This is a genomic window from Adhaeribacter soli, from assembly GCF_008727925.1.
GTDB lineage: Bacteria > Bacteroidota > Bacteroidia > Cytophagales > Hymenobacteraceae > Adhaeribacter_A > Adhaeribacter_A soli.
Genome location: NZ_VTWT01000002.1, coordinates 255485 through 277622, shown reverse-complemented (window position 1 = coordinate 277622; position 22138 = coordinate 255485). Strand labels below are relative to the sequence as shown.

Here is a 22138-nt window from a genome sequence, read left to right as displayed (position 1 = left end):
ATAAAATAAATAATAATTGGATTTTTTCCGGAGGTTCATGACGATAAGGTGCCGTTCTTCAAACGCTTACTGGCTTTAAAGAAAAACCCCTGAAAACAAGATGCTTTCAGGGGTTTTACAGCAGAGGTTACAGGCTGAACAGGTTGAGGATATCTTTTAGCAACACGTTATTATTTCTCCAGCATCATACTCAAAGTCCTTACCTTTTTGTGGGTTTGAAGTTTTACCAGATACAGACCCCGTTTTAAATGCCGGCCGTTCGTTTCTACGTTTATGGTTTCACCCGCTTTCGCTACTCCCTGCTTCAGTACCGCTATTTGCTTGCCGTTAAAATCGTACATGCTCAGGGTGTATTCGGTAGTTTCCGGCAGGGTAAACCTGATCGTAGCCGTAGTGTGGTAAGGGTTAGGGTAAGCCCGGAATTCATCCTGCACCACAGCTTGCTGGCGGGCCGTGGCACTCGGTATGGTTGCCGTAGCTAGTGCCCTGATCTCTTCCGGCGATAGCGCTACATTGTAAACCTTAGCCTCATCGAGCGCGCCCTGGAAACGGTTGGAACCATTGCTTTGTGCACCGATGCCTAACGCGGCCGTACTGGATTTAATGGTAGTGCTATACGTTTTGGTTTTATGTTCCACCCCGTTAATGTAGAGTCTGGCTGTGGTACCGTCATACGTGGCAGCAATATGCATCCAGGTTGTTCCGCTGGTAGGGTGGGTAGTCGAAGAGTTCAGCCGGTAGGTATCACCATTGGAATCCTGGTTTATCCGGAAAAAGATCTTGGCATCGCTGGAAAGAGAGAGTTCATACCCATCCGATTCGCTCGTAATTCCTTTTTTCAGCACAACCTGGCTCGTACCCGTTTTACTTGGCCTGATCCAGGCAGCCAGGGTAATGGCCGTTGTAGGGTTAAGCGAACTGCTGTTCGGAACCGTAGCATATTGGCTGCTGCCGTTCAGGCTCAGGGCGAGACCCGAAACTCCGGTTACTCTGCCCGGGCTGCCGGTAGTAACGCCATTGTTGCCAAAGCTCGAGGCATCCGTTAACGTGGTTCCGGAGGTTTCTTCCATTCTCCAGTTGCCTGCCAAAGTCGGAATTGAGGCACCGGTTGTAAAGCTCCACACCGTAGACCAGCTGCTGGTTCCTGAAGCGTTGATTGCTCTTACCCGCCAGTAGTATTGGGTAGTATTTGCGAGGCCTGATACCTGTACCGAGGTTTTGGTTAAGTTGCTCTGGTCGAATTTTAAGCTTGTAAAATCAGCGGTGGTAGAAACCTGGGCCTGGTATGTGGGCGCACCGGCAGCGGCATCCCAGCTCAGGGTTGGCGGAACCGCTACGTTGCTTGCCAGGTTTACCGGCGAAACCAGGTTCGGCTGTGACGGTTGGATCGCGGCGAGAGCACTTATTTCACCTGCACTCAGGGCAACTTTATAAATGCGGGCTTCATCAATCGCTCCCTGGAACCGGTTAGAGCCAGTGTTTTGTGCCCCAATTCCCAGAGCGGCCGAGCTGGTTTTAATGGCCGTGCTGAAGGTTTTGGTTTTATGTTCCACACCGTTGATGTACATTTTTGCCGTGGTTCCGTCGTAGGTTACTGCAATGTGCATCCAGGTCGCTCCGTTGGTCGGGTGGGTTACTGAAGAATTCAACCGGTAGGTGTCGCCGTTGGAATCCTGGTTAATCCGGAAGAAGATCTTGCCGTCGCTGGCCAGGCAAAGCTCATAACCGTTGCTCTGATCTGTAATGGCTTTTTTCAGAATAACCTGACTTACTCCCGTTTTGCTTGGGCGGATCCAGGCGGCCAGAGTAATGCCGGAAGTTAAGGTCAGGGAGCTGCTGTTGGGCGCCGTAGCGTATTGGTTCGTACCGTTCAGGTTTAGCGCCAGTCCGGCTACGCCGGTTACCCGTGTAGGACCTCCGCTGGTGGTGGCATTATTGCTGAATCCGGAGCCATCCGTTAATAATGTTCCGGTGGCCTCATCCATTTTCCAATACCCTACCAGGTTAGGCGGTACCGTGGTAAAACTCCATACCGCCGACCAGTTGCTGCTGCCCGCAACATTGCTGGCTTTCACCCGCCAGAAGTATTGCGTATTGTTTGCCAGGCCGCTTGCCTGTACCGAAGTTGCAGTCAGGCCGGTTTGTTCAAAAACTTTGGTGGTAAAATCAGGGGTGGTGGCAACCTGTACCTGGTAAGCCGCTGCATCGGAGGACGCATTCCAAACGAGGGTTGGTGGTACCGAAGCGCTGGCAGACAGATCAACCGGAGAAACCAGGACGGGCTTAGACGGAACAAGCGGTATGGTGGTAAAGGTCCAGGTGCCAGACCAGTTACTGCTGTTGCTGCTCGTTAAGGCTTTCACCCGCCAGTAGTATTTTACGTTATTTGCTAAACCGTTTACTTGTACCGAAGGAGCCGTGATGTTACTTTGATCCACTACCGGCGAGCTAAAGTCGGCCGTACTGGCGATCTGAAGCTGATAAGCAGTTGCATCATTAGATTTGGTCCAGCTTAAAGTTGGGTCTACGGGTACGGCCGTTGCTTCATTGGCCGGAGTTGCCAATACCGGCGTTTCCAGACTTGTGGTGAACTTCCAGGCTGTAGACCAGCTGCTGGAGCCGGCCAGGTTAAAGGCTTTCACCCGCCAGAAGTATTGCTTGTTGTTGTCCAGGCCCGGAATCTGAGCTGAAGTTGCCGTAATCCCGCTCTGATCGTAGGTTTTGAAAATGAAATCCGAAGACCCTGCCACCTGGATCTGATAAGAAGTTGCATCGGTAGCGGGATTCCAGGTTAAAGTAGGCGGTAAGCCAAGGCTGGTGGTCAGATCTGCCGGCGACGCCAGTACTGGTTTGGGCGGAACTACCGGGATGGTAGTAAACGTCCAGGCATTGGACCAGGCGCTGCTATTGCCCGCATTAGCCGCTTTCACCCGCCAGTAGTACGTTACATTGTTGGCTAAAGCAGGTACTTGTACCGAAGTCGCACCGATATTGCTTTGGTCAAAAACAATTGTGGCAAAATTGGCGGCAGTAGAAACCTGAACCTGATATGCGCTGGCGGCCGAAGCGGCATTCCATTTTAAGGTAGGCGAAATGGCAACCCCGTTAGAAGCATCTGCCGGCGAGTTCAGCACCGGGGCGTCCAGGTTGGTAAAGAAGCTTCTCACGGAAGACCAGCTGCTGCTACCGGTTACGTTGGTGGCTTTCACCCGCCAGTAATACCGGGTATTATTTGCCACCGCATTTACCTGAACAGAAGTGGCCGCTATGCCGCTCTGGTCGAAAATGTTAGCCGAGAAATCTGCTGCCGTAGAAACCTGCACCTGATACGTAGGTGCGCCGGCAGCGGTATTCCAGCTTAAGGTAACAGGTACCGGCATGCCGGAGGCAAGATCGGCAGGCGACACCAGGGTGGGTTTGGATGGCGGAATGGTAGCCAAAGCATTTATTTCGGCCGGGCTCAGGGCTATATTGTAAACCCGGGCATCATCAATAGCTCCCTGAAACGGGTTAGAACCGTTGCTTTGAGCCCCGATTGCTAAAGGCAGCGTATTGGTTTTAATGGTTGGCGGCGAGCTGAAGGTTTTTGTCTTGTGTTCGGTACCGTTTATGTAGAGCTTCAGTACGGAGCCGTTGTAGGTAGCCGCCACGTGCATCCAGGTATTGCCATCGGAAGGGTGCACAGCCGTGGAATTGAGCCGGTACGTGTCGCCATTCGAATCCTGGTTAAATCGTACAAAGATGAGCCCGCTGCTGGTAAGGGCAAGTTCGTAGCCATTATTTTTGTCGGTAATTGCCTTTTTCATAATAACCTGCGAAACCCCGGTTCGGCTTGGTTTTATCCAGGCGGAAAGCGTGATCTGCTTGGTAATATTCAAAGATGCATTATTGGGAACGGTTACGTATTGGTCGGTACCGTTCAGGTTGATTGCCAGCCCGGTAATTCCCGTCGATTTGGTAGGTGTTCCGACCATGCTTCCGTGATTCAGATATTCCGACGCATCGCTAACCACCGTGCCGGAGCTTTCATCAAATTTCCAGTGGCCGGCTAAAATCGGCGGCATGGTGGTAAAGGTCCGTACGGCAGACCAGTTACTGTTTCCTTCAGTATTCCGGGCTCTGACTCTCCAGAAATAAGTGGTTCTGTAATTAAGCGTGGTAACCTGAGAAGAGGTGGCCGAAAGATTATCCTGATCCAGGAATAACGTTCCAAAATCCTGAACGGTCGAAATCTGAAGCTGGTAAGAACCTGCTCCCGCCGCTGCATTCCAGCTGAATAAAATGGAAGCAGGCTGGTCAGTAACATTGTTGGCCGGAGTAGTCAGGGTTGGCGTAGGTAGCGTTGTTTTAAATTGCCATACATTCGACCAGTTGCTGGTAACGCCATAATTATTGGCCATTACTCTCCAGTAATAGTTAGTACTATGCGCCAGGTTTGGTATTGGTACGGAAGTGCCGGTAATATTGCTCTGGTTGAAAACCGGCGAAGTAAAGTCGGCGTTTGCAGACACCTGTACGATGTAGTTCTGGGCATTGGTGGCCGGGTTCCAGGTTAAGGTAGGTGGAAGCGGATTGCCGGTGCTTTGGTTGACAGGCGCGCTTAAAACCGGAGTTGCGGGTGTAGCCGGAATGGTGGTAAAGCTCCAGGCCGGGGACCAATTGCTGTTTCCTTCCGAATTAGCAGCTCGTACTCGCCAGAAATACGTAGTATGGTTAGCAAGGCCGGAAACATTTACGGAATTGGTCTTCAGGTTATTCTGATCCAGGAGAAGACTTGAAAAATCTGCCGCGGTAGAAACCTGAACCTGGTAAGAACCGGCGTCCGAAATAGCGTTCCAGGTTAACGGAAGAGAAACAGGGGTGCTGGTGGCATTGTTGGCCGGAGCCAGGAGGGTTGGATTAGGTAATGATGTTTTAAATTGCCATACATTCGACCAGTTGCTGGTAACGCCATAATTATTGGCCATTACTCTCCAGTAATAGTTAGTACTATGCGCCAGGTTTGGTATTGGTACGGAAGTGCCGGTAATATTGCTCTGGTTGAAAACCGGCGAAGTAAAGTCGGCGTTTGCAGACACCTGTACGATGTAGTTCTGGGCATTGGTGGCCGGGTTCCAGGTTAAGGTAGGTGGAAGCGGATTGCCGGTGCTTTGGTTGACAGGCGCGCTTAAAACCGGAGTTGCGGGTGTAGCCGGAATGGTGGTAAAGCTCCAGGCCGGGGACCAATTGCTGTTTCCTTCCGAATTAGCAGCTCTAACCCGCCAGTAATATGTGGTGTGATTGGCAAGGCCGCTGATATTGGAAGAAGTAGTGGTCAAGCCGTTCCGGTCCATAAATAAGGAAGAGAAATCCTGGGTGCTGGATATTTGTAATTGATAAGATGAAGCACCAGCGGAAGAACCCCATTTGATGGTAAAAGAAATTGGCAAACCGGGAGCTGCGTCGGTAGGGTAACTTTGTGCAGGAGTAGCTAAAATGGTTTTGAATTGCCAGGCTGTTGACCAATCGCTTGTGCCTTTAGAGCTTACAGCCCTGACTTTCCAATAGTAAATGGTATTGTTTGTTAACCCTGTGACAGAAAAGGATGTGGAAGTAAGAGCAGTCTTATTGAGCCAGGTAACTACAAAATCAGGTCTCGAGGCTACTAATAACTGATACGAAGTTACATTTGGCAAAGCATTCCATGTTAAAACCGAAGGAAGGTCTATTCTTAAGGTATTGTTTTGGGGAGATGCTAAAGTTGGTGCTTGCGGTTTTATGTTGAAGCTCCAGATAGGTGACCAGGAGCTCGATCCACCCGACCCCGATGCTTTGACCCGCCAGTAATAGGTTGTATTATTAACAAGGCCCCGAACCTGCACTGAGTTGGTCGGAATATCAACCTGATTGAATACTGTGGATGAAAAACTTGAGCTCGTTGAAACCTGAACCTGATATGAACTTGCATGTGCTGAAGTGTTCCATGTTAATGTGAGCTGGGTGTCTATATTTGTTGCGCTATTTGCCGGGGATGCTAAGACCGGTTGTGATGGAGGCGGAAGGTTTACCCCAAGAAATCCGACTACATCATCACTATTAGAAGCAAGAACCGCGACATCGTAATTATAGGTTTGTTTGGTGCTGGAAGGATTGTTGTATTTTCCGGAAATTAAGGTTCTGACCGAACCAAAGGATATGTTCGACATCTTGGATTCGCGGTAAAGAATATCGCCGCCATCTTCCACTTCGGTGTACACGATCGTTATTTTGTCGGCAAGCTCATTGAGCAGAGCAATGCTTCTGGTACCACTTTCAGAGACCTTGTATAAATTATCCCAGGTACCGGAAGGACGACGAACCAATAAGGACAGACGTGGGTAGCCCGGTTTGTCGTAGCTGGTTTTTACGGCGCAATAAAGTGTACCATTGCTCGAAATCTTCAGGTTCAGGTGGTCGTCGGAGAACCCGTTGCCTACATCGAGGGCTGACTGGGAGGCCGGTACTTCATCTGCCGACCAGGATGTGGGTAATGCTCCGTCGGTATGGGTCCTGAAGCCAAAGCGTTTAGAGATCTGGTTCGACCAGAGTACGCCTACTTTTCCAGCGGTAGGCATAGCAATTACCGAGCATATATCATCCTCGGAAGTGCCGCTGCCAATGGTTATCGGTGGGCTCCAGACATTGTATGGCGAATCGCTCCAGCGAACGTTTATATCAGTAGTTCCATCCGAAGCCAGCCACAACCGGCCATGCGTGTCCATGTCAATGGTTGCGGTTTCCACACCATCGTCCAGTTCCAGATCAACTTTCGAACTTCGTACAGACCAGGGTTTGTAGGTTTTTGTGGAAGGGACATATTCAACCGAGAACAGGTCGCAGGATTTGCCTTTAAACAGGAGGATATGGGTTACGTTGCCAACCGATTTGCAATCGGCATGCCCGTATTCCGAGGAGGAGAGCTTAAGCACCCTGGTCCAGGAAGTGCTGTCTAAGCGGTGAACATAGGTGCCGCCGCCAGTAACCATAACTGCCCATTGTTTCCCATCTTGAACCCATACTTTGGACTGTGGTTTTTCGCCGGTATGAGCCTTAACCGATACGGGATTTAAACTTGTGACAGAACTAAACTGGGCAACACTCCGGAAATGGAGGAGAGCTGCAATAAGAAACAAAATTGTGATTTTTTTCATAAAGGTACTTCAAGATCAGATCAATTTTAAAGAGCATTTGATGAGGCAGTGATACAGGGGATGTTTTGTATCGCTAAAGAGGAGTGTTGGCCAAAACACTTATATTATTTATATGTTTTAACAAGGCTAAAGTTGCATAATAATTTAATTGTTTATATTTAAATTGTAAAAAGTATAATTTTTTTATTGAGGATGTGTTTTGTCTGGTAAAGGAGTGGGAAGTTCGGAGAAGTAGGCTGGTAGGCTTCGGGTTTATGATTCAAGATAAAGGAACTGGCGCTTATAACTGATGCCTCAAAAACAAAAAGCCCATAGACATCCCTGGCGGAAGTAGTCTATGGGCAGATGAGAGGCGGGAGTTGGGTAATCAGGAAAGCAGGGGGTAGTATGCAAGGCAGTTTTTTAGCTCATACAAATACGGTTTGGGTTGAATTGTTAATGCATGCTAATTATTGGTGGCCTGAAACCAGATGGTTTACGACTACCGGGTTTGGATCAGCCTCAGGATCTTACTTTGTTTCGATGTTCTAAGCCTCACGATGTAGAGTCCATCGGCTAAGAGGGTACCCGGCAGGTCGTATAAATAGGGTTCGTGCGCCCTGGCGATTCCTTGTTGCAGCACCGCAACTTTCGAACCTTTAAAATCATATAATTCCAGAGCGTATTCCTGGGTTTCTGTCAGGCTGAAGTTTACGCTGGTTTTTTCCCTGAAAGGATTGGGATACGCATACAACTCCATCGATTTATCTTTTTTATCGGTAGCCAGCACGCCTACCACATGAATACTATCGGAAGCCAGGATCACCACATTGGAGCTGAAATTCTGTTTCATGCTGGTGGCATAGTTGTACTTTCCGACCAGCAGGGTATAAGGCGCACTGAATTTGATATCGGCCATCGGGGATTCCCGGTAAATGATATTTCCTCCATTTTCTACGGTGGTGTACACAATTTTTATGGTGCCTATATCCTCATTTAACAGCACAATAGGCCGGGTTCCCGAACGCGTTACATCATACACCGGGTCCCAGTGGCCGTTTGGCCGCCTTATTAAAAGGGCCAGCCGTGGATATTCCGGGTCGTCGTAGCTGGTTTTTACGGCGCAGTACAAGGTACCGTCGCTGCTTACGGCCATGTTCATGTGGTCGTCGGCCATGCCGCCTCCTATATCAAAAGCTGACTCCGAAGCCGGTACCTCATCCTCTGACCAGTGTTCCGGGTCGTCTTCGTCGTTATGCGTTCTGAAACCGAAACGCTTGCTGTTTTGATCGGACCAGAGAACGGCTACTTTCCCGGCGGTTGGCATGGCAATTAGGGCTCCCAGATCGTCGTGGGTTACGCCGGAAGCAAGCGTTATCGAGGCGCTCCAGCTGGCATAAGGATAATCGCTCCAGCGCACATTTATATTACATGACAGGACATTGGTGGTATCGTCCGAGGCCAGCCACATACGGCCCCGCGTATCAATGTCGATGGTTGCCGTTTCGGCGCCTGAATCCAACGCGATCGGTGCCCTGGCGGTTCTTACCGACCAGAGTTTGTAGTCCTGCAGCTCCTCATCGTATTCCACGGATATAAGGTAGGTGGAAGTTTTCTTGAAGATGAGTACGTGGGTAACGTTGCCAACAACTTTACAGTCTGCTTTGCCATAGGTGCTGGTAGAAATCTGCAGCGATCTTTTCCAGGTAAGGTCATCGAGCCGCCAGACAAAAGTGCCGGAGGAATCGGTTAGAACCGTCCAGTATTTGCCGGCATAGTTCCACACCTTCGACTGGGGTTTATCTTTGGTGTTGGTAGTTACCTGCAAAGGCTTTAATTCTTTGAAGTAGGCAAACTGCGCATACGACCGGCCGAAAAACAGTATTGTAAAGAGGAAAAAAAGTAGTAGACGTTTCTTCATAGTATCGGAATTTTAATGAGGTAGAGGCTGTAAACTTCAGGAAGAACTCCGTGGAATTTTTCTATTAATATTGGAAAGTTTATAATGTATATGTTGAATTTACCAGGAAGTTGTGTTTTGCCTTCAGAATTTGGTGGAAGCATGGTGTAAGTTAACAGAGGAGTCCATCCTGAAAGAATACTATTTGGGCAGATAAGAAACGGAGCGGACAATGCGGAAATAATTATTTAGTTTAGTTTAGTTTAGTTTAGTTTAGTTTCCATTTATCGAGTGCTTTATAGAAACCTGCAACCGGAGAATCTTTTTGACCGGCTGGCCGGAAAATTACTGCTATCTGTGCTTCCTGTACCTGGTCTAATTGTATGGATAGCTTTCTGATCTTTTCGTTTTTATTTATGCCTTCGGGCCGGGGAGTACCAGGTAAAGGAGTGGCGGGCATTACGTTGAACCTGGCTTTTGCCGGCGAAAGAATTACAACTTCCAGCTGCTCATTGTCCATAGTAAGCAAAGCACTACGGCCATCTAACTGCACTGTTACGTTGGCCGGGGTATGCATAAACCAATAAAGGGTAGCCGGTTTCTGGGTTTTTATTTCGTCCTGCACCAGCACTCCCTGACCCTCTAATAACGCAATGCCCCGCCGAACGCTACTGGCATTTGCCGCATAGGCCGGCGTCAGGTCGGCTATAGCCAGGGCTGTGTTTTCCTTAGCCTGAAATTTTTCGATGCGGGTACTGGCAAAAGGGTCTTGGTCCGGCTCCTGATTTGGGTTTAGAACTAACGTATTATGGCCTTCGGCGCGGGTGCGGTAATAGGTCCAGCGGGTGGCGTTTTTGTTGCCGGTTTTTTTACCGGAATCGAAATACTCCGGAAGCGCATAATTTTCTTTCCCCAGATCCACTGCCCAGCGCTTGCCAAAGGCATCCAGTACGAAACTTCCTAAGTCTAAATGGCTGTGATTGGCCTTGTTGTTGCCGGCTTTAAAACCCACGAACCAGGCCTTGGGGTCATTCCAGGCGCTGCGCATGGTTACCACTTCGGCATGACGGAAATAGGCAGCTAAAGAAAGTTCCTGGGGTGTGGTTTTCAGGTTAGCGTTATACCATAGCAAATCCAGGGGATGGGGCGATTTTACAGATTCCAGCTGAAAAGCGGCTGCTGCCGGAAGCTGAAACCGGTTGGCCAGCCAGAACAGCTGGTAACCATTCACTACTTCGTCGGTGCCGTCGGCGTAGTTGAAAACCTTATTTGTCGGGCCGTTCATGTACAACGGAAAAAGGGCCGTGCGGGAAAACCCTTCAATTTTACTCAGACCAAAATCATTTCCTAAGGCAGTTTCCAGACCGGCAATAAAAATTACGTTGTAGCGCGTGGCATAGGCCCAGTAACCGGGGCCCTCGTCCCAGGCGCCATCGGGGCCAAATTGCACCATGGCATAGGGCAAAGCGGCTATTACTTTCCCCAGAATCTCATTGGCCAACGCGGGTTCTTCATCGGCTATTGCAAGGGCGCCCATGCCGATTCCGCTGTTGCAGACCTGGTTCCAGTTGTGAACGGCTTTTATCCAGGATGTGCGTTTATAAAGGGCTTTTCCCTGATAAGCCTTCATCGCTTCATTTAAGCCTTTCCGGATAATGGCGGTTCTCAAAACTGTGCGCTGCTGTTCGGTTAGCGCCGGGTAGAGCCAGTCGTAGCCAATGGCAAAGGCATGGGTCATTTCGCCTACATCCAGAAAGTGGTCGGGGTTCCAGTCCGGGAAATTGGCGGCTGCTTCCAGTTCCTGCCAGGCACGGTCTTTATAAATTTCCTTTCCCTGTAGCTGGTAAAGCATGCTTAAAATATACACCCTTTTCACTACTTCGCGGCTTACGTCCAGCAAATGGTTTTTCTCCGAAAGGTCGTAACGGCAGGGGGCTGTATCTAATAACTGGTCGCCTTTTTTCTGAAGCTTGCGGTGCCAGGCTTTCAGGATAGGATCGGTTTGAAGGCGGCTTTTCAGGCCGGCGAAATCTTTACCGGTAGCCAGCAGGCGGGGGTGTTCCTGCCGGAGGGTTTTCAGGATGTTCTCCGGCGCTTTTATGTCTGCTTCTTTTTCCATGGCCTGGGCTTTGGCAAGGGGCAGGTTCAGAATGGAAAGGAGCAGAGAAATAAAACCGGCGAACCTGATGCATGAAGGACCCATGGTACATACTTTTTAAGTGAGTAAGTATACTGTTTTAAGATCTGAAACTGGAAACGCAAAAACTGCCGGACTGGTGTTTGAAAGGATCCGACCCAGACTTAGCGGGCTGTATAAGTTTTGGTTTTAAATGGCTGGTTATTAAGATGATAGTGTTATTTGATTCTGACTTGACTATCGCATTAATCTTTTCTGGCGGAGAAAAATCAGGGGACTACGGTGAGAAGTTCACTTAGGTTGTGTTTTTATTGAAATTTCTTCTAATCTTAGCGCGTATTCATTGAAAAATGCAAAACTTTTTGCTAGATTCATAGTGTTTATGGATTGTGACTTATCAAATGAAGTGATATAAAATAAATAAGAAGACCTCAGGGGTAAAATCAGAATAACATGCATAAAATGCTTTAAATTAACCTTTTGCATTTTATACTATGTTTGGCTGATTTTAACTTTTTGCTTCATGTATATATCATTGAAATAATTTGATATTTCAATTTATAACAATAAAGTACAATTAAAAATTATCAATAAATGCAATTAAACCTGCCTATGATGCACCTCTAAATTTAGCTAGATGCTACAAAGCCGCTTCCACAGCCAACAATTAAACTCATCAGCTCAAATGCTATGGAATGCCGGAACTAAAATCCAGATTAATTAACGGTTCAATTAATCCATTCACTTTAAACACACACACAATGAACACGAAATTAAAACCATTTTTAGCACTCGCCTTATTTGGGGTGTTAGCCACTTCCTGCGACAACAAAGAACTCGACGAGGTTTCGAACGCCTCTGAATCCTCGGCCAGCAGCGCCAGATCCGCCAACCTGATCTACGAAGAAACCATGGAAGGCAGCAGCCCTTTCTCTACGGCGCACGGCATAGAAGCCGGCTCCATGAGCTATGGTTTAACGTATGTAACCAATCCAGTATTTACCGGTAAAAAAGCCGCCCGTTTCGAACTAAGAGAAACCGACCCGCTGGAAAGCACCGGCAAGCGCGTGGAGGTTACCATTGTAAAAGGGTCCGAAGGCGATATCCAGAAAGATACCTGGTATTCCTTCTCCCAGTACCTGCCAACCGATTATGCCAAAGACAAAGAGCCCGAAGTAATTAACCAGTGGTTCCAGGGAAGCAGCCCGGCTACAGCCCTGCGTATCAAAGACGACACGTATCACCTGCACACCGGTAATTCCCTTTCTCCCGATAACCGGAAATATATCAGCTTAGGCCCGGTGGCTAAAGGTCAGTGGACCCAGTTCGTACTGCACTTCATTCACTCAAACGGTTCCGACGGCTTAATTGAGGTTTGGAGAAACGGGACCAAGATCCTTACCCACAAAGGCGGGAACATGTACAGCGGCGACCTGCCGAAATGGAAAGTTGGGGTTTATAAATCGGCCTTTAAATACGGTACTTCGGATGTAAGCAAGCGCATACTTTACTACGACGATATCCGCGTAGGTAACGCTAATGCTACCTTGGCCGAAATGATGGGTTCTGCTACAACAGCTCCGGCGCCAACTGAGCCAGCTCCGACTCCAACTGAACCTACACCTACACCAACTCCAACCCCAACTCCAACTGAACCGGCTCCTACAACTCCAGCTCCGGCTGGTCAGAACGTAGTAAGCTACACCCTGGTAAATGCCGAAACCAACAAGGATATCATGACCATTACCAACGGTGCTGTTATTAACCTGGGCACGATCAAAACTAAAAAAGTGAACATCCGCGCCAATACGTCTCCTTCTACGGTGGGTAGCGTGTACTTTGCTCTGAGCGGCGCCAGCAGCAAAACCAGATCCGACGAGTCTTACCCTTATTCATTATACGGCGATAAGAAAGGTGATTATTACACCTGGGAGCCAAGATCCGGCTCATACACGCTGAAAGGCACTGCCTATACCGGCGCTAATAAAACCGGAACGGCAGGTACAACCCTGAGCATTAACTTCACAGTTAAAAAGTAATTCTGATAAAAGCCTGAAAAGCAAATACGGATAAGCATTTATCCGGTCACGGAAAAAGCAGCTAAGTTTTAGCTGCTTTTTTTATGCCCGATGAAAAGGTTTAAACCTGGCACCGATACTTTTCTGTAGCTTTTTCTTAGCGTTTTTGTCTGGTTTGGCCTGTACTTTTTTCTCCCAATCTATAGCGTTTTTGCAGCTTCAGGATGAAATAAAAGCGCGGATGGAGTCGATCAGGTTGTTGGATGCTACGTTACCGATGGTATGTTTGGCTTGGCCGTTGGTTTGCAGCATTTCCAGTACTTTGGCTTTCAGGTGCTGCTCTTCATAAACCACATTTACGTACCCCAATGCCTCGAACCGTTTGGCAGTAGCCATCTGATGATCGTTGCGGTGCTCGTGGTATTTCACCTGCCGCGGCACAATTACAATGGGTTTGGCAATGGTTAAGGCCGAAATAATGGTGCCCATGCCGGCATGACTAATAATTAAGCTGGCCTGCTGAAAGTAATCTTCAAATTCCTTAGGGGTAAGAAAGTCGAAGGTTTTCATGTTTCTGGCTTTGTAGGTTGAATTGAAGACCTGGGCCACAATGGGCATGCCATTCAATTCGGGCGCAAATTCATCGACGGTTTTTATGAGCCGGTCGAAGGGTTCCTGGGTACCGATTGTAACGAATATCATAATACACTTCCGCTATATAAAACTTTTGTATTCGCCAGATGCGGCCATTGCGTGTACACGCGGTCGGCAAACTTCATGGCTATTTTTCCGCTCATCGAGAGTTCATCAATATTGGCAATGCTGTCGATCCAGATGGTTTTTATTCCGAGCATTTTTCCGGCAATGATGCCCATTAAACCTGGCGCCGCACCGGTGGTAATAATGGCATCGGGCCGGGTTTTTACCAGGAGTTTGCTGATGTTCCAGAAAGACTTCAGCACGTCTATTTTGTTCGACCGGTTGGAATCCGGAACGGCATAAAACGTATGCTCCGGCACCATAGCGGCACAGCATTCATTAGTAGATACAAATTCTAAATTTACATTATTAAATGCAGGTTTCAGGCGAAGCAACTGGATCCAGTGGCCGCCAATAGAGGCAATAGCAAGTACTTTCATAATTCTATAATTGGTTTGAATAAAGCGCATTATAGAAGCTGCTGCAGCCTGAAAAAATTTCAGGCTGCAGTCCCGGTTCAGGCAATTTAACTACCAATCGGATCGGTAATGAATCGCGCTCCCAGGAATGCTTAAAGTGATTATTTCTGCCCGGATTGGCTGGTTTTCGTTCTGAGTTTTCTGCCACCAATTAACCGAATTAAAGCGGAGAACGAACCAGGGTGTCTGCTTGCTGAAACGGTATATAAACCGCCGCAAAAACCCTGATCTGGCCACCCTGCAGGTCAGTTTGATCCTGTTGAAAATGGCCCTGGTAAGCGGAAAAACAAACAGAAAACTGAACAACCTGAGATTTACCAATGTGGCAAATTTCCGGATATAGTGAAGCCGAAAGCACCTGGCGCTCAGCCGAAATAATCACGTTAATTATGAAAGTAAGCGAAGCTGAATTTTAAGCGTATTCTTAAATCGAACTTAGGTTAAAAGAAGTAATCAGGCGGCTAAAAGCGCTTCCTTCTTACTTTCATAAATGTTATATAAAATGCTTACAATTCTCTTGGAGGTGTTTCCATCCCACAGCGGCGGAATGGAGCCTGATTTCCACTCATCCTGAAGAATCTTTTGCAGGAAATTACTTAGTTTGGCATAATCGTCGCCGATCAGTTCGTTGGTGCCCAGGGTAACAGTTTCCGGCCTTTCGGTTGAATTACGGAGGGTAAGACACGGAATACCCAGCACGGTGGCTTCTTCGGTAATGCCGCCGGAATCGGTAATGATGCCTTTCGCGTTTTTCACCAGGTAAATGAATTCCAGGTACCCTTGCGGATCGATCATGATAATGTTGTCGTCGTGAAAGTTGATCGACTCGAGCACTTTGCGGGTGCGCGGGTGCACCGGAAAAATTACCTTAGAACCGGAAATGCTGTTTCTGATGGAATTTAATATCGTTTTCAGTTTTTCCGGATCATCCACGTTGGAAGGCCGGTGCAGCGTTGCCAGAAAATATTTTTTCTCTTCCAGTTTAAACTCGTCCCAGAAGGGCGGCTTCTGCAGGCGGCTCAGGTTCTGGTAAAGCGTATCGATCATGGTGTTACCCACGAAATGAATACGATCTACCGAAACGGCGCTTTTAAGCAGGTTCTGGCTGGCCTGGTTACTGGTAGTAAAAAAATGATTGCAGATGGAATCGGTAACCACGCGGTTAATTTCTTCCGGCATGGACCAGTCGCCGGAGCGGATGCCGGCTTCCACGTGTGCCACATCGATGCTCAGTTTTTTGGCGGTAATAGTGCAGGCCATGGTAGACGTTACATCGCCTACTACCAATACCACATCGGGCCGGTTTTCTACCAGTTCTTTTTCAAATTTGGTCATAATAGCAGCGGTTTGCTCGGCCTGGGTTCCGCCGCCGCACCCTAAGTTCACATCCGGATCCGGAATGCCCAGTTGCTTAAAGAAATCGCCGCTCATTTTCTGGTCGAAATGCTGGCCGGTATGCACCAGCCGGTAGCGGATATTAAGCTTGTCTTTATTGGCATTCTTGATTGCTTTTATGATCGGGGAGATCTTCATAAAATTAGGCCGGGCGCCTGCTACAATAGTTATGTCCATGTTTATCGGGGTTAATATTCGGAAGTTGAGAATGCGGGAAATTGAGATCAGTACCATCAGGTTTGCCGAAGCAGGTCTTGCTTTTTTTTTGCAAATTTTCGGCTTCAGCATTCCGGAAGGGTTGGAGTTCAGGCGTTTGCCTTAAACATTAAGTTTGTTTTCTCCTGAAACCTGGTTCAGGAATTTTCGCGCAGAAAGTGCAGGTATCGTTGGAATTTAATTGCGTTTAAAGCAGCATATATAATCAGAGCTGTGCATAATTGGTGATTTTCAAAAGCGATTTCACTTTCAGAACAGCTGTTTTAATTTCTCTTTCAGGATCAGGTAGATAAATTCGGAGTTGCCGTAGAGGTAGCGTTTCCACATGCGGCCGGGCTCCTGGGCAAGGCGGTAGAACCACTCCAGGCCCATGTGCTGCATCCAGAGCGGCGCCCGTTTCACCAACCCGGAAACCACATCGAAGCTGCCGCCCACGCCCATAATGAACGGGGTTTTAATAAGCTCTTTGTAGGTATCGAGAAAGATTTCCTTCTTAGGGGAAGTAATGGCTACAAAGAGAATGTCGGCTTTCGATTCGGCGATCTGCCGGGCTACCTGGGGTTCTTCTTCTTTTTTAAAGTAACCATTGCGGGCACCGGCAATTATCTCATCGCCGTACAGGGCGCGATATTTGGCCACCATGCGCTGGATTACTTCTTCTTTCGCGCCCAAAAAGAATATCTTGTATTTCTTTTCGGCAGCGAGTTTTACCAGATTTTCCATCAGGTCGATGCCGGCTACCCGTTCGGGCAAAGGCTGGTTCAGCAGCCTGGCGGCCCAGACAATGGCCTGGCCATCAGCGTTGATGATGTCGCAGTTTACGATGGAAGCCTTCAGCTCCGGATCTTTCTGGGCATTTACCAGTTTGGCGGCATTTACTACCACGTGGTGCAGCATTTCCCTTCGCTCAATGGAGCGGTCGATGCGGTTAAGTGTCTGCTGCATGGTTAGCGGATCGATGGGAATGCCGGATAAAGTGATGCGGTTCTTTTTTAAAGTTGTTGAAGTCATGTTACTCGGGTAGTTTAGGTGAGGGGGAGGGTTAGGAGTAGGAAGGGTGCGTTTCGATCCTTAAATCTGAATAAGGAACACCGTGGGGAGAGTGTGCTTTTGGGAAAGGTTAGTGGGTTACTGGCAGTGGTTGATTGACCGGAAAAGTAGCGGTTGCTTTATGGGTTGTTCGACAGTTCGGTTGGGGAGTTGGCTTGTGTTAATGCTTCTTCAGTTTTAGGAGCGCCAAATACTTCGTGAATGCTCGTGAAGCGGTGACCTTGTTTGGTGGTGTTGAAAATGAAACTTTCGAGCTTATCCAGGGAATAGGCGCTCATCAGTTTCGGATGGCCTATTACCACAAAATTGGCCTTACTGGTATTGGAAAACGCTTTAAAAGTTGGTTCCAGTAAGGAAGACCGGTAACCATCGCAGGAAACCACGGCGTGCGATGGGGTAAGCAGCAGCCGCACCATTTGCGCTTTATTGCTTCTCAGGAAAGTGCCGTCGCCGATTACAGCGTGTTTTTTCGGGAAAAGCTTTTTAAAGAATACGGTCTTCCAGTAGAAAAGTGGGGAAACGGCACAGGAAGTAATGGGTAATTCGGTAAAAGCCCCGTCGGCTTCTATTTTAAGCGGGTCATCGTCGAATTTCCAGAGGTCCAGGTCGGGAGATTTCCGGAAATCGTAAAGGTTGGTTGGGGTATGGTTGTAGCCTTTATAGAAAACAGTGGAATCGAGCCAGACGCCATGGTTGGCAAAAGCTTCTTTCAGCTTGTCGAAGGGTTGCAGGCACCAGCCACCGGCCCGGAAAGCGAATACTTTCTGTTTGGTAATGTCTTCCAGGAATTTAACCGAAGTGCCCACGATCTTATTGATCTCTTCGGTGGTGAATTTATGGATGCGGTAGTTGGGCAGATCGAGGTTCCACTCGCCGTCGTAGCGGGCGTTTATCCAGTGCGTGTGCAGGTGCAGCTGTACGTCGTGGCCTTGTTCGATCAGGGCTTCCAGCTGTTTTTTTATGGCCTGAAATTCTTCGGCGAGGGTGTCGATAAAGGAATATTCTTTCAGCTTCATTAAATAAAGCACATCCACGAAAAAAGTAAAATGCGCCTGGTGCAGTTTTGCCAGCTGCATTAATTTATAGGTGGGCTCCAGCATGCATTTTTCAATCGTGCCGGTCTGCCCGCCAAAGCAAAGCTCATAATCGTAGGTAACGTAAATGTTCATATCGGATCAATTTTAGTTAGATTAACTATTTCTGGCTTCAGCTTTTGAATGCAACAGCCTACCATTTTCTGAGAACCTAGGCGGGCTGACCGGATGCCGATGATTGAAGTGCTTAAAGGGAAAAGCATGGTGCGGATGATGGATCAGGATTGGAGGAGTAAACCGTACCCTCAGGCCATTTCCCTGATCCAGTCGTAAATATTCTTTGCCCGCGATTCGATGGTCAGGTTCCGGGCCATGCTGAGCGATGCTTCGCCCATGGTTTTGCTTTTTTCCGGATTGTCGCGCATTTTTATAATGGCGCTTCTGATTTCCTGCACATTGTTCGGGTCTACCAGAATGGCATTTTCGTAGTTCAGAATGTCGGCGTTGAAGGGCAGGTTGGAAGAAATTACGGGTAGGCCACAAGCCATAGCTTCTAGAATGGCGTTGCAGCAGCCTTCGCCCAGGGTCGGTAATACAAACACGTCCGAAGCGCTCAGGAAATCCGGGACATCGGCGGGTTTCACCAGACCTTTGTAGGCGCAATTGGCCACGTTGGGCTGCTGAAACCCGTCGCCGGCAAAAGCCACTTTTACGTTCTCTAAACCTTTCACCGCTTCGGCTACGCGCAATACGCCTTTTCTTTCGCAAAACTGACCCAGGAAAGAAACAATGAAGCTGTCCTGATCGAAGCCGAATTTTGCCCGGGCCAGGGTTTTGTCGCGCGGGTAAAAATGGTTCAGGCGGATACCGTTCGGGAACACGCGCACTTTGGTGATCGGGAACACATTTACCTTTTCCAAATCCTGCTGACTGGCGCTCGAAACCGCTACGATCCCGTTCAGATTGCCGATCTCGGTTTTCATTTTTTCTTCGCCGTAATTGAAGATCGACCAGGGGGAACTTTCGCCGTAGGCGGCAAAAGAAGGTACGTTATATTTGCGGCTGATGCGGCTGGCGCAAATACCGGCCGGCGTGAGGAAATGCCCGTAAATGACTTCCGGTCTTGGGTTCAGCTTTTTCCAGACGTTGTGAATGGCATCGTAAAAAGATTCGGTGGTGAACCGCGCGGTTTTTACCCCCAGTAAATTCCGTTGCCCAAACGAGATAAACTTCGGAAAATAAACCTTCACCTTGGCGCCGTTGGTAGTGGTTTCGGTAACGCAATTCGGTAACCTCGCTACCATCGGATTCAGGTTCACGGCCACCGGCGAAATTACGGTGCATTCAATTCCCAGATCGGCCATGGCCCACACAAACTGCTGCACAAAAACCTGGCCGGCCGGGTAAACGGCATTCGGGTAAAGACTGGATAAAATGCAAATACTTTTCATGCTTATATGCTTTTGGTAATTCGGAATGGAAGTGCTCCGGCTTTTGGCCGGAGGGTATTTATAGAAGGAAAAAGGAAATCAGAATTCTTAAGTGGGGAATCAGCTTTCCTGCCTTTTTATCGGAGATTATCCGGGATAAATTGGTAGGAAATGCTGGTTAAAAAGTCGGCATTTTTAGTTTGCAGGTAGCAGGGGTGTTTTATTCTGGCTAATGACTATCCCCTTGAGCATACATAGGGTTGTTAAGTACCGGTTGATTCTTGTAGAAACTGCCCTTTCTGAGGCTGACGCCTCACTGAAGTTGAAAACTTCAGATCATTTGTAGGTCCAGGTTCCCGCTTCGCTCAAACCTGAACCAGCTCTTAGGTAGCGGGACTGGTGCTCAGCCGAATTAATTTTAAGCGTGTGGGATTACAAATCCCACGGCTCGGTTAAGACGGGATTACAAATCCCGTCAAGCAAATGCTAATAATTAATTCGGTCGAGCACTAGTTTTTGGCAGAAAATCCTACCGTATCGGGAACTGTTTCCGGCTGAAGTTCAGCTTAAAGTTGGTTCTTTAAAATATGAGCAGCTTAGAAAAGATTTGATGCTTATTTGGTGAACTTCTTCAGGTGCTGAAAGAACTTTTCGGCGTTCTGATCCGGGATCTGGTCGGTGGTAAACAGGTGCTTTTGCTTGCAGCCTGAATTCTGGTAAAGCTCAAAAAGGTAGCCGTTGTATTTCAGTAATTCTTCCAGTCTTTTATCGGGTCCCATCAGATCGAAGCGGCTGAGCCGGGTAGCGCGGTTGCTGATCCTTTCGGAAGCCGTTTCGGCAGCTATATCGAAGTACAGCACAAAGTCGGTTTTGAAATAAAAGGGCTTCAGATGGTCTTTAACTTTGGTGTAAGTTGGTAGCTTAAATATGGTAGCCGACCACAGCTCCTGAATGATCCACTGATCCAGTAATACAATATCGACTTCTTTGTTTTTTATAAACTTTTGGAGCGCCTGGTTGAAAATGGAAAGCCGCAAGTAGCGGTAAATGGAATCGAAGCTGTAGATCTTATTAAAGGCCAGCGCCGCCGTGTAAAACAGTAGTAAATGACCTCTTAAAACTAAGGTTTCGGCAAGTAAAAGCAGTTTCCTGGCTTTGCTCATTTTCCGGATATAGGCTTTCAGATCATCGGACAAGCATACGTTCAGGTTTTTCTTTTTTAGCAGGCCGGAGAAAGATTTGCAGTTGGTAGTTTTGCCGGAACCCGGTGGGCCGACACATTCTACTACAATGGCGCCGGCATGGTGGAAAATATCATCCTTGCGGGCCCTGGTGTCAGTTTCTTTTGTTTTAAACCGGAACATAATCTTCAGATTTAATTTGAGCATCGGTTTCCGGCTGCACAGCTTTTGCATACTTGGCCGTTTGCACCTGGTATACCAGAATGGCGATGGAAAATGCCAGGGGCATGGTAGTAATGCGCAAAATGCAGCCGGAAGCCAGACCAATGATCAGGTAAGAAATAAAAGCGACGTAGAACAGGTTCGTATTTTCGGGAACGTAGCGGCGCATTTCGTTCCGGAGCCCCCAAAGGCGGCCCAGAAAGGTAAACCAAACGCCAATGCCGATAAAGCCGAAGGTGTAGCCTATTTCCAGAATGTCGTTATGAGCGTGGGTAATGCCGTAGGTCCGGGAAAGCAGTTCGGCAATATCGATCAGGCCGTGGCCGTAGATCATAGCCGGAAGGTCGGAGTTGAACCAGCCGTTGAGCACGATCATGTAGAATTCGCTCCGGCCGGAACCGTAGGAATCTTTGGCCCCGCCGCCGTCGCCTACCAGCAGGTTTTCAAACCGGAAAATCAGCGCTTCGCCTATATAACCCCAGGCAAAATAAATGGCGAGCATAAACGCAAAACTGAGTAAAACCAGGTGGTGCGTTTTAAGCTTGGCGCTGATGTATTTGTAGATGAAAGGAAAGCTGATGGCAAAACCCAAAATTACCGTGCGGCGGAGCGAAATAAGGATCAGTACCGCTACTACCGATAAGATGAGCATCTTGGTTTTGTCGCTGAAGCAAACCAGAATAATAGGGGTAATGAAAAGCAGGGGCAAGGCGGCTGTGTCTCCCGCGCCTAGGTTGTCCAGTTCCGTTACCGGCGTTTCGAAGAGTTTTTTGGCTACGCCGGCCACAAACGTAAGGATGTAAATGCACATCAGTTTGTTGTCTATGCCGTACTTCAGCATCATTTCATAAAAGAAAATGAGCGAGGTGGTCCAGAGCAGGAACCGGATGTACGCGGCGTAAGCGCTCACTTCCATCTGGTTGTTCATCAGGTAACCGGCCGTGTACACAAGTATCATCAGGATAACGACCAGCGTAATTTTGGTAACCGGGGTCCAATGGTTGCGGTTGTTTAGCAGCGTGGCCCACATGAGCACCAACAGGCCACCGTTTATGAGCTGAATCGGCATCCGGACAAAGTAATTTCCTTCGTCCATGCGGGGTATAAATAACTCCAGCACGTTGGCCACGATGAACAGTGCAAGTGCCGTGCGGTATACCGTAATTTTAGATTGATTCATAAGCCAGCTGAAAGGTTAGAGCGTGATTAACTGACATTTCACAAGCAGG

Annotated in this window: 13 protein-coding genes; 2 read left to right on the top strand and 11 right to left on the bottom strand. The window is 48.2% G+C overall.

The window, feature by feature from the left end:
- Window positions 1-170 precede the first annotated feature (170 nt).
- The 3 genes from F0P94_RS04665 to F0P94_RS04655 form a co-directional block, all read right to left on the bottom strand.
- Entirely contained in the window at window positions 171-7169 is a 6999-nt protein-coding gene (locus F0P94_RS04665; protein ID WP_150902650.1) for a LamG-like jellyroll fold domain-containing protein, read from the bottom strand.
- A 481-nt stretch (window positions 7170-7650) separates the two neighbouring features.
- Entirely contained in the window at window positions 7651-9069 is a 1419-nt protein-coding gene (locus tag F0P94_RS04660) for a T9SS type A sorting domain-containing protein (RefSeq protein ID WP_150902649.1), read from the bottom strand.
- A 247-nt stretch (window positions 9070-9316) separates the two neighbouring features.
- Window positions 9317-11251, bottom strand: a complete 1935-nt coding sequence (locus F0P94_RS04655; RefSeq protein ID WP_150902648.1) for a heparinase II/III domain-containing protein — start codon at window positions 11249-11251, stop codon at window positions 9317-9319.
- Between the two features lie 695 nt (window positions 11252-11946).
- Here F0P94_RS04655 and F0P94_RS04650 point away from each other — a divergent pair.
- Complete coding sequence (locus F0P94_RS04650; RefSeq protein ID WP_191906917.1) at window positions 11947-13224, top strand: polysaccharide lyase; 1278 nt, start codon at window positions 11947-11949, stop codon at window positions 13222-13224.
- Between the two features lie 198 nt (window positions 13225-13422).
- Here F0P94_RS04650 and F0P94_RS04645 read toward each other — a convergent pair whose 3' ends face one another.
- Window positions 13423-13905, bottom strand: a complete 483-nt coding sequence (locus tag F0P94_RS04645) for a glycosyltransferase (RefSeq protein WP_150902646.1) — start codon at window positions 13903-13905, stop codon at window positions 13423-13425.
- Entirely contained in the window at window positions 13902-14342 is a 441-nt protein-coding gene (locus tag F0P94_RS04640) for a glycosyltransferase family protein (RefSeq protein ID WP_191906916.1), read from the bottom strand. The genes F0P94_RS04645 and F0P94_RS04640 overlap by 4 nt, the downstream gene beginning before the upstream one ends.
- A gap of 229 nt (window positions 14343-14571) precedes the next feature.
- Here F0P94_RS04640 and F0P94_RS19585 point away from each other — a divergent pair, with 229 nt between their 5' ends.
- On the top strand, window positions 14572-14724 hold the full coding sequence (locus F0P94_RS19585; protein ID WP_191906915.1) for a hypothetical protein: 153 nt from the start codon (window positions 14572-14574) through the stop codon (window positions 14722-14724).
- Between the two features lie 110 nt (window positions 14725-14834).
- On the opposite strand, the gene wecB is transcribed toward F0P94_RS19585, so the two are convergent.
- From wecB to F0P94_RS04610, 6 genes are all read right to left on the bottom strand, one after another.
- Complete coding sequence (wecB, locus tag F0P94_RS04635; RefSeq protein WP_150902645.1) at window positions 14835-15953, bottom strand: non-hydrolyzing UDP-N-acetylglucosamine 2-epimerase; 1119 nt, start codon at window positions 15951-15953, stop codon at window positions 14835-14837.
- Between the two features lie 288 nt (window positions 15954-16241).
- Window positions 16242-17003, bottom strand: coding sequence for a WecB/TagA/CpsF family glycosyltransferase (locus F0P94_RS04630; RefSeq protein ID WP_150902644.1), 762 nt, complete (start codon window positions 17001-17003; stop codon window positions 16242-16244).
- 158 nt (window positions 17004-17161) lie between these two features.
- Window positions 17162-18211, bottom strand: coding sequence for a polysaccharide deacetylase family protein (locus F0P94_RS04625; RefSeq protein WP_150902643.1), 1050 nt, complete (start codon window positions 18209-18211; stop codon window positions 17162-17164).
- Window positions 18212-18381: 170 nt separating this feature from the next.
- Entirely contained in the window at window positions 18382-19527 is a 1146-nt protein-coding gene (locus F0P94_RS04620) for a glycosyltransferase family 4 protein (protein ID WP_150902642.1), read from the bottom strand.
- Between the two features lie 593 nt (window positions 19528-20120).
- Complete coding sequence (locus F0P94_RS04615) at window positions 20121-20870, bottom strand: nucleoside/nucleotide kinase family protein (protein WP_150902641.1); 750 nt, start codon at window positions 20868-20870, stop codon at window positions 20121-20123.
- Entirely contained in the window at window positions 20857-22089 is a 1233-nt protein-coding gene (locus tag F0P94_RS04610) for an O-antigen ligase family protein (protein WP_150902640.1), read from the bottom strand. Before F0P94_RS04610 ends, F0P94_RS04615 begins: the two co-directional genes overlap by 14 nt.
- Between the last annotated feature and the right edge of the window lie 49 nt (window positions 22090-22138).